Source organism: Streptomyces sp. Tek67B01, from assembly GCF_055231995.1.
Genome location: NZ_JBUYUY010000001.1, coordinates 465,650 through 479,014, shown reverse-complemented (window position 1 = coordinate 479,014; position 13,365 = coordinate 465,650). Strand labels below are relative to the sequence as shown.

At 70.4% G+C, this 13,365-nt stretch carries 13 protein-coding genes; 7 read left to right on the top strand and 6 right to left on the bottom strand.

The window, feature by feature from the left end; translation table 11 throughout:
• The first annotated feature begins 55 nt into the window (after positions 1 to 55).
• Complete coding sequence (locus tag ACV7NM_RS02300) at positions 56 to 832, top strand: DUF4190 domain-containing protein (RefSeq protein ID WP_463408617.1); 777 nt, start codon at positions 56 to 58, stop codon at positions 830 to 832.
• A 68-nt stretch (positions 833 to 900) separates the two neighbouring features.
• On the opposite strand, the gene ACV7NM_RS02295 is transcribed toward ACV7NM_RS02300, so the two are convergent.
• The 4 genes from ACV7NM_RS02295 to ACV7NM_RS02280 all read right to left on the bottom strand — a co-directional run bounded on the left by ACV7NM_RS02295 (position 901) and on the right by ACV7NM_RS02280 (position 6,835).
• Complete coding sequence (locus tag ACV7NM_RS02295; RefSeq protein ID WP_463408616.1) at positions 901 to 2,103, bottom strand: serine hydrolase domain-containing protein; 1,203 nt, start codon at positions 2,101 to 2,103, stop codon at positions 901 to 903.
• 833 nt (positions 2,104 to 2,936) lie between these two features.
• Positions 2,937 to 3,998, bottom strand: a complete 1,062-nt coding sequence (locus ACV7NM_RS02290) for a CorA family divalent cation transporter (RefSeq protein ID WP_463408615.1) — start codon at positions 3,996 to 3,998, stop codon at positions 2,937 to 2,939.
• Positions 3,999 to 4,333: 335 nt separating this feature from the next.
• Positions 4,334 to 4,891 (bottom strand): quercetin 2,3-dioxygenase, encoded by a 558-nt coding sequence (locus ACV7NM_RS02285; protein ID WP_463408614.1) that lies wholly within the window; start codon positions 4,889 to 4,891, stop codon positions 4,334 to 4,336.
• Positions 4,892 to 5,020: 129 nt separating this feature from the next.
• Complete coding sequence (locus ACV7NM_RS02280; RefSeq protein WP_463408613.1) at positions 5,021 to 6,835, bottom strand: CocE/NonD family hydrolase C-terminal non-catalytic domain-containing protein; 1,815 nt, start codon at positions 6,833 to 6,835, stop codon at positions 5,021 to 5,023.
• Between the two features lie 478 nt (positions 6,836 to 7,313).
• Between ACV7NM_RS02280 and ACV7NM_RS02275 the strand changes: the two genes are divergently transcribed.
• A complete protein-coding gene (locus ACV7NM_RS02275) occupies positions 7,314 to 7,847 on the top strand; it encodes a hypothetical protein (protein WP_463408612.1) in 534 nt (177 codons plus the stop codon).
• 148 nt (positions 7,848 to 7,995) lie between these two features.
• Entirely contained in the window at positions 7,996 to 8,898 is a 903-nt protein-coding gene (locus ACV7NM_RS02270; RefSeq protein WP_463408611.1) for a DUF3626 domain-containing protein, read from the top strand.
• Positions 8,899 to 8,949: 51 nt separating this feature from the next.
• Here the strand turns inward: ACV7NM_RS02270 and ACV7NM_RS02265 are convergent, their stop codons facing one another.
• Positions 8,950 to 9,609, bottom strand: coding sequence for a rhomboid family intramembrane serine protease (locus tag ACV7NM_RS02265; RefSeq protein ID WP_463408610.1), 660 nt, complete (start codon positions 9,607 to 9,609; stop codon positions 8,950 to 8,952).
• Between the two features lie 137 nt (positions 9,610 to 9,746).
• Positions 9,747 to 10,190, bottom strand: coding sequence for a hypothetical protein (locus ACV7NM_RS02260; RefSeq protein ID WP_463408609.1), 444 nt, complete (start codon positions 10,188 to 10,190; stop codon positions 9,747 to 9,749).
• Positions 10,191 to 10,339: 149 nt separating this feature from the next.
• Here ACV7NM_RS02260 and ACV7NM_RS02255 point away from each other — a divergent pair, with 149 nt between their 5' ends.
• The 4 genes from ACV7NM_RS02255 to ACV7NM_RS02240 all read left to right on the top strand — a co-directional run bounded on the left by ACV7NM_RS02255 (position 10,340) and on the right by ACV7NM_RS02240 (position 13,323).
• On the top strand, positions 10,340 to 11,593 hold the full coding sequence (locus ACV7NM_RS02255; RefSeq protein ID WP_463408608.1) for a sensor histidine kinase: 1,254 nt from the start codon (positions 10,340 to 10,342) through the stop codon (positions 11,591 to 11,593).
• Positions 11,584 to 12,231, top strand: a complete 648-nt coding sequence (locus ACV7NM_RS02250) for a response regulator transcription factor (protein WP_463408607.1) — start codon at positions 11,584 to 11,586, stop codon at positions 12,229 to 12,231. The genes ACV7NM_RS02255 and ACV7NM_RS02250 overlap by 10 nt, the downstream gene beginning before the upstream one ends.
• A gap of 178 nt (positions 12,232 to 12,409) precedes the next feature.
• Positions 12,410 to 12,616, top strand: a complete 207-nt coding sequence (locus ACV7NM_RS02245; RefSeq protein ID WP_136215775.1) for a cold-shock protein — start codon at positions 12,410 to 12,412, stop codon at positions 12,614 to 12,616.
• 509 nt (positions 12,617 to 13,125) lie between these two features.
• Positions 13,126 to 13,323, top strand: coding sequence for a hypothetical protein (locus tag ACV7NM_RS02240; protein ID WP_463408606.1), 198 nt, complete (start codon positions 13,126 to 13,128; stop codon positions 13,321 to 13,323).
• The last annotated feature ends 42 nt before the right edge of the window (positions 13,324 to 13,365 follow it).

Here is a 13,365-nt window from a genome sequence, read left to right as displayed (position 1 = left end):
CTACCCGCCCTGCCGTCGGTCGCACGTCACCCTCTGAGCAAGGAGTTCCATTCGCATGTCCATACCCCCGCAGCCACTGTCGTCCAACGGGCCGGGCCCACAGCCGGGGCCGTACGGGCAGCCCGGGCCGTACGGTGGTCCGCAGGGGTGGTACGCGCCGCCGCTGCCGTCGCAGAAGTTCAACGTGCCGGCCATCGTGGCGTTCGTGATGTCGATCGTCTGCGCGCTGCCGCTGGTCCCGCTGATCCTCGGCATCATCGCCCTTTCGCAGATCCGCACCCGCGGCGAGAAGGGCAAGGGCTTCGCCATCGCGGCGATCGTCATCCACTGTGTGACCATCGCGGCTCTTGCGATCTTCCTGACCCTCGGACTCTCGGGAGCCCTGGGCGACCACCCCGCTCCGAAGCGCGACACGGGTGGCCAGGTCACCGGTTCGGGCTCCAGCAAGGTGAACGACATCCGCGAGGGGGATTGCTTCAACACGGACGGCGACCTGGCGGAGTACCAGGACGAGGCCGACAGCCAAGCCGCCCCCTCGGTTCGCGTCGTGCCCTGCGATCAGCCGCACGAGGGTGAGGCGTACGCCGTGTTCGACCTGGCGCAGGGTCCGTACCCGGGGAAGGAAAAGGTCGTCTCGATGGCCGAGGAGAAGTGCGGCGGCACGGATCTCGCCGACTACGTGGGCAAGGACGCCAAGCTCTCGGAGAAGCTCGAGGTGTACTACTACTTCCCGCAGGCCGCCACTTGGATCCTCGGCGACCGGAAAGTCACCTGCTTCGTCGGCGACACCAGCGGCGCGAGCACCGGCTCGCTCCGCGCCACCGGGTCCTGAGCCGCCGACTTGAGCCGTGGGGTCACCGGCCGCGTCCGGGGTGGCGAGTTCGCCTTGGCGGCCGGCGCTCAACCCGTGAAGGCGGCGAGGGCCAGGCGCTGGGCTATCACCGGGGCCCGGTCGTCGGCCGAGGAGGTGCCCGCCGCGTAGACGGCCCGGCGGTTCAGGTCGGGGGTGGCGAAGACACCGGACTTGTAGCCGAGGTCGCTGCCCGTCTTGCCCCACAGGAGGGTGCCGTCGGGGAGCGGGAACGACATCAGGCCGACGCTGTAGCAGGCGGTTCCCTTCGCAGGGCCCTGGTTGCAGTTGGAGGAGCCCGCGTAGGGCAGGGGCTTGCCGTCGGTGCCGCGCGGGACGGTGAAGAGTTCGGTCTGCTGGGCCGGCCGCAGGAGGCGGCCGGTGAAGAGGCCGGTGATGAAGCGGTCGAGGTCGGCGGTGGTGGAAGTCATGCCGGACGGCAGGCCGCCCTGTTCGTTGACGTCGACGAGCCGGCCGGTGCTGCGTGGCAGGTAGCCCGGGAGGTACGGGCGAGGGACGGGCGTGGCGCGGCCCGGCACGGAGGCGGCCGTGTCGTGCATCCCGAGCGGCTTGAGGACGCGCCTGGCCACCTCGTCGTGGAAGGAGTGGCCGGTGAGGGTCTCGATGAGCTTGCCGGCGATGCGGTAGCCGAAGGAGTTGTATTCCTGCTCGGTGCCGGGGCTGAAGCGCGGGCCGGGTCCGGGGCGCCCCTCAGGGCGCAGTGTCTGCTCGATGATCTGATCGAAGCTGAGCGAGTCGAAGCGGCCGTCGATGACCTCGTCCTCGGAGGCCGGAGATGAGCCCTCGAAGTCCTGGGGCAGCCCGCTGGTGTGATTGAGCAACTGCCGCACCGTGACGGGTTCCTTGAACCTGTCGTCGGGCAGCAGCGCGGGCAGGTAGTGCTGGACGCTCTGGTCCAGGTCGACGCGGCCCTCGGCGGAAAGCTGCAGGAGTATCACGGCTTCCATCGGCTTGCTGATACTGCCGATCCGGAAGTGCGCCCCGGTGCTCAGCGACTTCCCGGTGACGGTGTCGCCGGACGTGCCCCGCCACGTCTCGCCGTCGCGGTGCACCTCCGCCACGACGCCTGCCGCGCCGTCGTCCGGGCGCAGGGCGATCGCCTCGCGCAGGGCGGCGCGGTTCAATCCGGGGGCGGCACCGGTGGCCGCCTCGGCCGGGACGACTACGGCGCACAGCGCGGCGGCGGTCGTGAGGGCGGCCAGGGACATGGCCGACGGATGGCGCAGGGACATACCGACTCCGCTCGGTGAAGGCTCGGAACTGGTGTTGCTTGCGCCTTCGAGTCTTCCCGCCCGGGCGTCGCCGCTCGATTCGGGATCACCCTGACCCGCCCCTGAGTGGCCCCTGACGATCACCCTGACCAGACGACGATCACCCTGACCAGACGATCCGCCGGTCCCGCGCTCCGCCGACCACACCCGTGACGTACGAGCTCCCGCGTCAGGTTTCCAGATATCGGCCTGCGGTTGTCCGGTCGTCATCCGCCCTGCCCGTGGGGGGAGGCTCGTCGGTACCCGCGCCGCGTACCGACCGTGGCGCGCGGGGGTGGCCCATCTGCGTCCATTCGGCAAACCACCAGGCGCCGGTGATCACGGCTCCCCACACCAGCCCGCTGAGCACGGCAACTTTCCAGGAGGTGTGCTCACCCCAACGTTCCACGCCTGTCAACGCCACCCAACCAACCCCAAGTACAACTGCCGTACGAACACGTCGATGCCTGAACATGCGGCCCGACTACCCCAAATCCGTGCGCTAAACGGAAGCCGCACTCGATTGTTGGGATTGGCGGGCGCTTCACAACCCCGTATGGCCGCGCCGGTACAGCGGCGGCGTCGCACACCAGGACCACGGTTTCGACCCCGACCTCCTGACGTCGACCGCCCTCTTCCGGCGCGGGCCTCCCCTCGACGCTCGCCGCCGCGCTCGTGAACACAGGCGGCGGCAACGGGGCTGTACCGCGCTGCGTGGCTCGGGTCCCGTCAGGGCGACGGTGGTCGCCGCCCTCGCAGCGTCGTCCGCGAATGCGGCGCCCTACCAAGGCGGCCGTCGGCGATCGGGGGCGGGTTCATCGCCCGGTCGATCGTCCGGCCCTCTTCCATGGCCGGAGCGGACGGGACCGGTCCGGTAGCTCGTCGTCCTCGTCTGCGCGGGTACCGCCGTCGCGAAGCTGGCGCCAGTGCGTGCGGTACAGCACGGCGTAGATGGCCACCAGCAGGGCGCACACCTGCATACCGAGGCCCAGCGCCAAGAAGGACCGCTCGCTCGACAAGGCGTTCGTCAGGTAGGTGAAGTTCATGCCGAAGAAGCCGGTCAGGAACGACAACGGCAAGAAGACCACCGAGGCGATGGCGAGTTTGTTGATGACGAGGTTCTGCTGGTCGGCGACGAGAGAGGCGTAAGTCTCGGCGGCGCGCCGGGTTTCGTCCCGCAGGGACTCGATCTCCACCATCGTGAACTGCACGGTGCGCTCGTGCGTACGGTTCAGCGCCGCCCGCTCCTCCGAGAGCTCGGGATTCGCCATCCTGCGGTGCGTCAGGAATTCCTGTGCGACCGCGGCATAGGGCAGGAACGCACGGTGCAGCTGGGCGGCGCGCCGGCGCAGCTTGGCCAAGCGACGCACGTGCTGCGGCTGCCGCTGCTCGAACATCTCCTCCTCGAGCTCCTCCACCTCCAGCAGCGTTCGCGAGGCGGTCCGGCGGAAACCCTCCAGCACACCGTGCAGGAGGAGGAACACCGTGATCGCACCGTTCGAGGGCCTGTCCTGCGGCAACTGCTCGAAGAAGGTCTCGATCAGAGCGACGCGCCCGTGATGGACCGTGATGAGGTGCCGCTCGCAGGCGAGGACGTGGATGTGGGTGATGTCCGCGCCGTCGGTCACCGGCACGACGCACCCGACAGTGCCCTCGTGGTACTCGGCCCGTACGGGTTCGTACCGTCTGCCGAACCACTCCCACCTCTTGTCGGCCAGTCCCAACCGGCGGGACAGCGGCTGCTCGTCGGACAGCGGGTCTTCGCCTTGGTCGATGTCCACGATCAGGAAATCGGGGCCTGCGAGACGTTCCCGGGCCTCGGACAACGCTGTGCGAGTGACGACGCCTTCCGGCACCGACACCACCGATACGATCATCGCGCCTCATCCCGGATGACAGTGTGCTGCCGGGAAGCGGGAAACCCGACTCCTTGCTTGCTGCTCCCGGCCGCGTTTCGCAAGCAAGGCGAGACACCTCGACCCCCGAGGCGCAACGTCCGGCACGCTACCACCCGAGGCCGAGCGAGCAGCGGTGTCGACCACCGGGTCGGGGGCTCACGGGCGACGTCACCCAAACCGGCCTCCGGTCTCCGGCTGCCGTCGTGGACGGCGTACGGGACGCCGCGCAGCAGACGCGCCGCCCGCGGCGGCCGGCAGCGGGGCGATGTACGGGTGCGGGGCCGCAATCGGCTCCCGCGAGGACATCCCGGTGGTCATGTGGTCCTCCACTGGTGGTCGGGGAGGAATCGCACGTCGTACTGGCGAGGGACAGTGGCGAACCTCTCGGGAGCGGGGACGACGGGCTGGCGTGGCAGGCCGAACTGTTCGGCGGGGACGCCCAGGTTTTCGAAGAACCGCTCGAAGGTGCCGCCGGGGCCGGCCGCGACGCCGACGACCTGGCTGTGGTGGCGCTCCATGCGGTAGGCGTGCGGGCAGTTCTTGGGTACGAAGCCGAAGTCACCGGGGGTGAGGAGCTTTTCCTGCTGGTCGCCGTCGGTGTCCTCGACGAACAGGCGGACGGCGCCGGCGGTGATGTAGAAGACCTCGTAGGTGTCGGGGTGCAGGTGGGCGGGGATGAGGTCGCCCTTGGGGCCTTCGACGGTGAAGAAGTTGAAGGCGTTCTGGGTCTGCTCGCCGCCCGCGTAGATGGTGATCAAGTCGTCGAACAGGTGGGCGCGGTCCCCTTCTCCCTTTTCGATGAAGTAGGGCTTGCCCGGCTCGGCGGGGATGCGGGAGGTCTGCCGGTAGGCGGTGGCGTACTCGAACGTCATGGGTCTCTTCCAGCCTCGGAATCCGAATGTCAGGTAGCCTGACATAGGGGTTCGCCGGAGAGCAAGCCTCCGCCGGCAGCCCACCGGCGCGAGGCCGGCTGGGCAGCGGGCAAGGGGGCGTGGGGTGTGTCAGCCGAGGGGTAGTCGCAGATAGGACTCGTCCCCGCGCGGGGAACTGATGGTGGTCGTGCTGCCCTCGACGGTTGCGTGGGAGTACAGCTGGTCCCTGCTGTTGACGACCAGTGCCAGGCGGTGGTCCGCGGGCACGTCGTAGGCGGCGGCCTGGAGGTCCCAGGTGATGGTGACGTCCTGGTCCGGGACGAGGTCGGAGAGCGTGTACGGCTCGTGCGTGATGATCCGCGCGGTGGCGTCGGCGGCGATGTCGAACAGGTAGGCCACCACGGTCGTGGACGGGGCGGAGCTGCGCACGGTCAGCCGGACCCGGGGGATGCCCCGGATGCGGCGGGCCGCCTTCCGGTCGTCGGCGCCGGCGCTCAACGGCCCGGTGGTCCAGACTGCCAGTTGCTTGCGGTCGAACGCTTGCGTCGCGTAGGCCTTCGGGTTGCCGTTCCACTCGGCCTTGCCGGTCTGCACGATCCCGTCCATCGCGGTGGCGTCGGTCAGGGCCCCGGCGGCGAACTCGCGCGACCAGCCCGAGGCGGGGTGGGAGCCCAGCAGGCCGTCCTGGTCGCCACCGGTGGCGGTGTCGGCCAAGTACCACTGCTCGGTGGAGGTGGTGACCTCGTCCCACGTCTGTCGCGGCTCACGCACCGCCGGGGTGACGACGCTGTCGTTGCCGCTGCCCGCGTCCGGCTGCGTCTTGTAGGTGAACATGACCTGGCTGCTGACCTCGGGCCACGTGGGCACGTCGTTCGCCGCGCCCAGCAGGTGGTGGTCGAGCCAGGCGTATGCCTCGGCCATGGCGAGGTTGGGGCCGGTCGGCCCGTTCAGCGGCCCGGTCAGCCCGGGCCCTTCCGGCACGGCGTGGTCGCCGATCCACAGGTTCAGCCGCTTGGGGACGGTGAGCCGGTTGAACGTGGCCAGGACCTGGTTGACCGGGAACAGGCCTTCGTGCCAGGTGTTGGAGAAGAACGTCGGCACGCCGCGGGCGTTGGTGGCCTCCACGTAGGACTCCGGCGCGCGCTCCGTGCCCCACTCGACGACCTGTTCGATGTTCCGGTTCGCCGCGAAGTCCGCCAGGATCCGCCGGGTCTTCTCGTCGAACTTGCGCTCCACGGGTCCGCCGGTCAGGCTCAGCAGCACCTCGACGGCCTTCATGTGGCGGGTGTCGTTGTCGTAGAGGCTGGTGGACAGGTTGCCCCATGTGCTCAGCGCGACGACCGCGTCCACCCGCTCGTCGTGCGCCGCGACGAGCTGGGCGATCCCGGATCCGTACGACTCGCCCAGAAAGCCGATCCTGCTCGGCGCGAAGCGCCGCACCGCGTAGTCGATCACCGATGTCCCGTCGGCCCAGTCCTTGGGGCCGCCGACATCGATGGTGCCGCCGGAGGTGAACGGGCCGTCCACGAAGCCCCCGCCGGCCGCGGGCAGGGTCAGGCCGATCCCGCGCGGGGTGTAAGCCAGCACGTGATAGCCGCGCAGTGCCAGGCACAGGTGCGCGTACTCGAACAACGGCCAGCCGACCGGCGTCCACCCGGCCGGGACGATGACCAGTGGGCGAGGCTCGCTCGTCTTGAGCTTGATGGTGTGCGCCGCGAGCCGCTTCCCGTCCGCCGTCTCGATCCACGGGAACCCGACCGTGGCCAGGCGCAGCACGGTGTCGGTGAGCTCCTTCAACTCGGGGGTGAGCAGACTCTGCGTGGCGGTCCCTTGCAATGTGGCGACCAGTGCCTCGCCCAGGTCGGCCGCCTCCCTGTTGACGCTCGCCCCGGCCCCCCAGATGCCGTTGTCGGCGACCTGCTTCAGCTGTGCCGTGGTGACCACGCCGACCGATGCTCCTGTAGGCCTGTTTCCTTGCGTACCGCTCACGTAGGTGTTCCCGCTCTCTCATCTCGCAGCTTGGTGGCAAAAGCCTCACGCATATGCCACACGGCGATCATGAAGCTTGAAGATCATTAGCAGCAGGGCGTGAAGGAGGGCGCGCGAAGCGTTCGGGCGGTCTCGGCGTACGCCGGCAGACAGGTCGCCCCGCCAGCCGGGCTCAACCGCGCCCACCCTGTGGACCACGCCGCACCCACCCCGGCCGCGGTGTCCTCGTCGAGCGCGACGAGGTCCACGCAGGATGACCACCCCAACCGGGCTATGACTCAAGGTGGATACTGAGTCCGAGGTCTGACTCCGCGCTACGTGAGTGCGCCTCAAGACGGACGTCGTCCGATCCTGCGGGCGGACGCGGTCGGACGGGGCGGCCTGACAATCTCTGGGGTGTCGAAACAAGCCCGCCACCCTAGGAGTTGCCCTCGTGTCCATCACCGCGCCGCTGCCCGCGCCCTCGAACCTCGTGAGTGCTCCGGCCGTCCCCTTGTGGGCTCGGCGCGCGGCGGCCGCGACCTTATGGGTGTCCCTGCCCTCGGCGCTGTGGCGGCTTGCCGTGGTGGTCGGTGTTCCGCTGGGGCTTGCCGAGTCGGAGTACGACGCGATGCTCCTACCCGGTTGGGGGTATCTCGTCCTGCCGTTGCTGTGCGCGGTGCAGGAGGGGCTGGCCTGGCTGACGCTGGGGTTGGTCCGGCCTTGGGGCGAGATGTGGCCGCGGTGGATCCCGCGCCTGGGAGGCCGACGCATCCCCGTGGCCGCCGCGGTCGTGCCAGCGGCGCTCGGCGCACTCGCCTGCACGGTCTACGGTGTGCTCTTCGTCTGGACGACGCTCCACGGCGAGATGGCGATCACGGTGTGGGGCGAGTGGCTGATGAACATCTGTTACGTGCCGATGGTGGCGTGGGGCCCGCTGCTGGCCGTGGTCACCGTGCACTATTACCGGCGCCGCACACGCGCCTGAGGAGCGTGTGACGCCTGGCCGGGGGGAGCGCAGCGGTTGAGTCGCCGCACAGGCCGGGCGAGCGGCGCTCTGTGACGCCGGGACGGGTGCGAGCTGCCGGCGGACAATCCCCGTGCGGCGATCGATCGAGTTGGGGAACACTGTGCGGATGAACTCCGTAGGCTCCCGGACAGCGCAGGAACGGGCCCTTCACCACGTCGCGGAAATGGCGTCGGGCCCTCCTGTGGACCCGACGCTGCGGGTGACCCTCAACTTCCACCCGGACCGACTGGTGCACGGCAAGCCGATCCTGGACACCTTGGCCGAGGACGGCGTCTACCGCTCGCAGTTCGTCACGGGGACCGGCAACGGCGGACTGACCGCGTATCCAGGTGGCGACCGATGGCGATGGGAGAGCCGGATCTTCGACGGGGCGTACGACGAGGCACCTGCTCATGAGCGGCCCGTCTACGGGGCTTTGAACTTCCGCCGCAAGCCCGTCGGCGGGGCGCCACGATTCGGATCCGCCCACTTTCGACTGGGTGCCGAGACGCCGGCGCGGACCACGTTCTGCTACCCGGACAGTTTCCTCGAACCCTCGAACTTCGGTGTCGCGGCCCGCATGGGGCTCCTCGAACTCGCCCTCGCCGATAGCCAGGACGAGCTCGACGACTACATCGAGGCCCAAGTGCACGGGCCGGTACGGCTGCGCTGCCATGCGGAGGCGCTGGTCTTGGACCCCTGCTACCGCGGCACGACGGTCGAGGCCGCGGCCCTGCGACTTGGCTGCCCGGTGGAGTGGCACCCGGGCTTTCGACTCGGGGTCGAAGAACTCCGGCGTCACCCCGGCTACCGCGGCCAGGAGTACGTCGACTTGGGCACGCGGATGGCGGTCGACGGCGTGCTCGATCCCAGGATCGTCGGCGACGCAGCACGTGCCGACCGCTTTGACCCGCCGGCGGTCAAGAAGGTGTGGCACTACCTGGCCCGATTCGGGGCGCCCGCGAAGGCGGCCGACAGACCGGTGAACCCGGCATCGAGGCAGGGGGCTGTACCCGACGGCCCTGCTTGAGAGGTGGGTGGCGGAGTTCGTCCGCTATCCGGCCGCCATCCCCACCCCGAGTCATGCCGCCAGGGGTGGGCGAGCGGGAGCTGCCAGTGCGACTCCCAGCACGCCGCCGACGAGGAGGCCCACGCCGTGGTTGTTGGTGAGGAGACACAGCACAAGACCTGCGGCCGGGATGAGGAGAGCCACCCAGCGCAGGGCCACGACGCTACCGCGCGCCGCGTACCAGGTGGCGAGTGCGCCCACGAGGCCGCAGATCGCCACCGAGTCGCCGCCACCTTGGAGGCTCCAGCCGGCCATGCTCACCGTCTGCGCCGTCACACCGCTCGTCGCGAAGACCAGGACCATACGCCAGGGGCCGAACTGCCGCTCGGCGATCGGAGCGACGATGGCAAGCGAGGCCAGGTTGACCAAGAGCTGAAACCATCCCGACGACTGCACCAGCAAGGCTGTCACGGCTCGCCACCACGCACCATGAGGGTGTCGCTCCAGCGCATCGATCATGGCGGGAACAACCGCCTGGGCCACGCCGAGCACCACCATGGTGGCCACCAGACCCGCGGCGGCCTTCGGGACCGGCCGCTGCCACGCCCGAAGCAAGGCCGGCGGAGGAGCCATCTCCTCGCGACGCTCTCCCGCTAGCGTCGCCAGGAGCCGGATGCCCGACACGACGACCACCACCGCGCACCCATAGAGCAACACACTGTGCATGTTCATGATCAAAGCCTGCCAGATGGCGACTCCCATAGGGCAGTTACTGCCGACCGAGCGGTGGCGCACCGCCCCTGTCGGCCGGGCTCCAGCCGGAACGAGAGGACGGCGCCTCATCCGCAGCGGCTCGGGGTCGGCGCGCGTCAGCGCGTCTTCGGAAACACCGCTCGTAGGGTCGTGCCGCGCATCGTGAGGGCGACGCGGACGACCGGGAGTACGCAGAGAGCCTGCATCGCCGCGTACCACCACGGGCAGACGCCCGGGATCAGGTCCACACCGACGATCGCCATCGGGAAGACGATCGAGATGCCGCGCAGACGCTCGAAGGCGCGTCGAGAGCCCTGGGAGGCGGAGACGGTCAGGCGGTGGAGCAGCACCGCGATGAGGGGGAGCAGGATCGCGCGGACCCACATGAACGGGTTCACCATGTGACCCGTGCTCGCGACCGCGATGACCGCCAGGAGTGCGGCGGCGGTGAGCGCGCCGTAGATCTTGACGTTGACCCGATTCGCGCCGAAGGCAGAGCGTGCAGCAGGGGAGTTGAGGAGGACCGGGTCGGTGGTCGTGGTGTTCGCGTTGGTTTCCATGGCTGTGACGCTACGGAGCAGCCGTATGACGCGGTATCGGCCTGGGCCCACAGCGGGGTGGGGCCGGCCCCACTCCCCGGCCTAGCCGGGACGTCGCGGGCCGCGGGCAGTGCACAGTGGGGGCAGCGAACGAGAAGCGAGGGGGAGTCATGGGACAGGTGGGTTCCTGGGTGGTGCGGGCCGGGGTGGGGTTCGGGCGCGCATGCGTCGGCGCCGCCGTCTGCATGCTGGTGCCGGTGGTGTGGGCCGCCGCAGTCGGGTTGGGGGTGTGGTGCGGGGCGGAGCACCCGTGGTCGTGGATCGGGCCCGCCGTGATCGTGTGCGCGGGCACGCTCGCCCTGGCGCAGACCGTCTGCCGGGCGGTCCGGTTCCTCGTCGCGCGGTGGACCGGAACCCACATCCCCACCGGGTACCGGGAGGCCGGGCCGGTGACGCAACTGTCCACCGGCTACTGGTGGAACGGCTTCAGCTATGAGCGCAGCCGCCGGGACGCCGTCATGGACCAGCGGATGCGGCTGTGGTGGAGCGACCCCGCCACCTGGCGTGACCTGCGGTTCGCCGTCATCGCCCCGTTCACGGCGGGGGTGGCGGCCGCCCTCCCGCCGGCCGCGCTGGCCGTCGCCCTCCTCGGGCTCGCCCGACCCGAAACCGTCGCGCCCCTCGTTGGCGCGTGCGCCCTGGTCGTGGCCGTCGGCTGCGCCCCGTACGCCTGGCGGTCCCTCCACCGGGTGGCCGTCCGCTTCCTGCGGCCCTCGCCCGCGATGGCGCTGGCGGAGCGGGTGGACGAGCTGACCTCCCAACGCGCCGACGCCACCGTCGCGCAGGCCGCCGAGATCCGCCGCATCGAGCGGGACCTCCACGACGGCGCCCAAGCCCGGCTCGTCGCACTCGGGCTCTCCCTGGCCACCGCCGAGCGGCTGATGGACCGGGACCCCGAGCAGGCCAAGGCGCTGATGCGGGAGGCGCGGGCCGGCGCCGCCGCCTCGCTGACCGAACTCCGCGAGCTGATACGGGGTATCAGCCCTCCCGTCCTCACCGAGCGCGGGCTCGTCGACGCCGTCCGCGCGCTCGCGCTGGACGTCCCCCTCGGCGTGGCCGTCAGCGCCGGCGGCCCGCTGCGCCTGGACCCGCCGATCGAGTCCGCCGTCTACTTCGGAGTCGCCGAGCTCCTCACCAACGCGGTCAAGCACGCCGGGGCGGCCCGGGCACGCGTCTCCCTCGTCCGGGACGACACGGGCATCGTCGTGGAGGTCGAGGACGACGGCCGGGGAGGGGCCGACATCAGGCCAGACGGCGGACTCGCCGGCCTGCGCCGCCGGCTGGCCGCCTTCGACGGCACGCTCGCGATCACCAGTCCCCAAGGCGGCCCGACCCGTGCCAGGATGGCCGTGCCATGCGAATAGTCGTAGCCGAAGACCTGTACCTCCTGCGCGACGGGATGGTCCGCCTGATCGAGGCGTTCGGGCATGAGGTGGTGGCCACGGCAGCCACCGGGCCCGAGACGCTCGAAGCACTGCGGACGCACCGCCCGGACGTGTCCGTCATAGACGTCCGCATGCCCCCGACCCAGTCGGACGAGGGCCTGCGCGCGGCCCTCACCGCCCGCGCCGAGACCCCCGGCCTGCCGATCCTGATCCTCTCCCAGCACGTCGAGCAGCTGTACGCCCGCGAACTGCTGGCCGACGGCTCCGGCGGCGTCGGCTACCTCCTCAAGGAGAGCGTGTTCGACGCCGACCAGTTCATCGGCTCCCTGGAGCGCGTCGCGGCGGGCGGCACCGCCATGGACCCGGCCGTGATCGCGAAGCTCCTGTCGGGCAGCGCCCCCGACCGGGGGCTGGGGCGGCTCACCGAGCGCGAGTACTCCGTGCTCGGCCTGATGGCCGAGGGTCTGTCCAACCACGCCATCGCACGGCGCCTCTTCCTCAGCGAGGGCGCCATCAGCAAGTACACGACGTCCCTGTTCGGCAAACTCGGCGTCACGGACGACGATGACACCAACCGCCGTGTCCGCGCGGTTCTCACCTACCTGAACAAGTCCTGACCCAGGTCGCGGGTTCGTAGACACGGCTCCGGCGCCCGGCGTCGTTCACGTCAACGGCGACCACCGGGGGGACGGCGGGTGTGGAGCGAAGCCCAGCGGGGTAGGCAGGGAACGGGCTTCCACCCGGGGGCCGGGGCGATCCTCGGATCGCCGTAAGGGCATGTACAAGGGAATGATCATGGCGCGTGGCACGGTGAAGTGGTTCAACTCCGAAAAGGGCTTCGGGTTCATCGCCCAGGACGGAGGCGGCCCGGACGTCTTCGCCCACTACTCCAACATCGCCGGGAACGGCTACCGGGAGCTGCAGGAGGGCGAGACCGTGACCTTCGACGTCACCCAGGGGCAGAAGGGCCCGCAGGCGGAGAACATCACCCGCGCCGCCTGACCCTTCGGGGGGAAGTCACTGTGCAGGGCGCCCGCCGTCCCAGGCGGGCGCCGTTGCGTTGTCTGCCCGCGTCACGGTTTACGGTGCAGTTCCCTCGACTGCCCCCCGTGGCGGCGCCGCACGCCACTGGGTCGTCGTCTGGCCGCCACGGTCCGGCTCCCGGATTTCAGGCGGCCGGCCGCATCGGCAGGCCCGACGACGAACAAGACGGTGAGTCCGAATCCGCGCTCCGATTCGGTTCGTGGGGAGCCCGGTCACGGAGAGGTCTGCCGGCGTCTGCCGCATTCTTCGACGCGACCGAGGCGCCCGCCGCGGTCAGTACGGCCGCCGGCTCGGTGCCCCGTGGTGTGCCGACGGCCGACCACGACACCGCGACGGCGGGCGGCCCCGAGGCCTGGTTCAAGACGGGACGAGCCGCTCGTGAGGATTTCCACGATCAGCGGCAACCTTTCCGTACGCGGTGGCAACTGAGGGGGAACAGTGCACCTCACCCCTAGGAGCGACCACGCATGTCCCCCGCCTCCCCCCAGCACCGCGCCGTCGGCCGTCGAAGGCTCGCCCTGTTCGCCGAGTACGCCAACGCCCGAACCGGCCTCGGCGCCGGTGGGGGACCGGACCCCTTCTGGCTGACAGGGGCCCGGGCGGCGACCACCCACACAGCCCGCTCCTACTCGGCCGGCGCCGACGGCGGGAGCCCGACGCTCTGATGGGCACGACCACGCAGAACCGCCCCCGGCCGGCCGAGGCCG

Excerpts from the sequence above, each read along its gene's own strand:
- ACV7NM_RS02300 (WP_463408617.1), top strand. The coding sequence starts at position 56 with ATGTCCATACCCCCGCAGCCACTGTCGTCCAACGGGCCGGGCCCACAG.
- ACV7NM_RS02295 (WP_463408616.1), bottom strand. The coding sequence starts at position 2,103 with ATGTCCCTGCGCCATCCGTCGGCCATGTCCCTGGCCGCCCTCACGACC.
- ACV7NM_RS02290 (WP_463408615.1), bottom strand. The coding sequence starts at position 3,998 with ATGATCGTATCGGTGGTGTCGGTGCCGGAAGGCGTCGTCACTCGCACA.
- ACV7NM_RS02285 (WP_463408614.1), bottom strand. The coding sequence starts at position 4,891 with ATGACGTTCGAGTACGCCACCGCCTACCGGCAGACCTCCCGCATCCCC.
- ACV7NM_RS02270 (WP_463408611.1), top strand. The coding sequence starts at position 7,996 with ATGAACTCCGTAGGCTCCCGGACAGCGCAGGAACGGGCCCTTCACCAC.
- ACV7NM_RS02265 (WP_463408610.1), bottom strand. The coding sequence starts at position 9,609 with ATGAACATGCACAGTGTGTTGCTCTATGGGTGCGCGGTGGTGGTCGTC.
- ACV7NM_RS02260 (WP_463408609.1), bottom strand. The coding sequence starts at position 10,190 with ATGGAAACCAACGCGAACACCACGACCACCGACCCGGTCCTCCTCAAC.
- ACV7NM_RS02255 (WP_463408608.1), top strand. The coding sequence starts at position 10,340 with ATGGGACAGGTGGGTTCCTGGGTGGTGCGGGCCGGGGTGGGGTTCGGG.
- ACV7NM_RS02250 (WP_463408607.1), top strand. The coding sequence starts at position 11,584 with ATGCGAATAGTCGTAGCCGAAGACCTGTACCTCCTGCGCGACGGGATG.
- ACV7NM_RS02245 (WP_136215775.1), top strand. The coding sequence starts at position 12,410 with ATGGCGCGTGGCACGGTGAAGTGGTTCAACTCCGAAAAGGGCTTCGGG.
- ACV7NM_RS02240 (WP_463408606.1), top strand. The coding sequence starts at position 13,126 with ATGTCCCCCGCCTCCCCCCAGCACCGCGCCGTCGGCCGTCGAAGGCTC.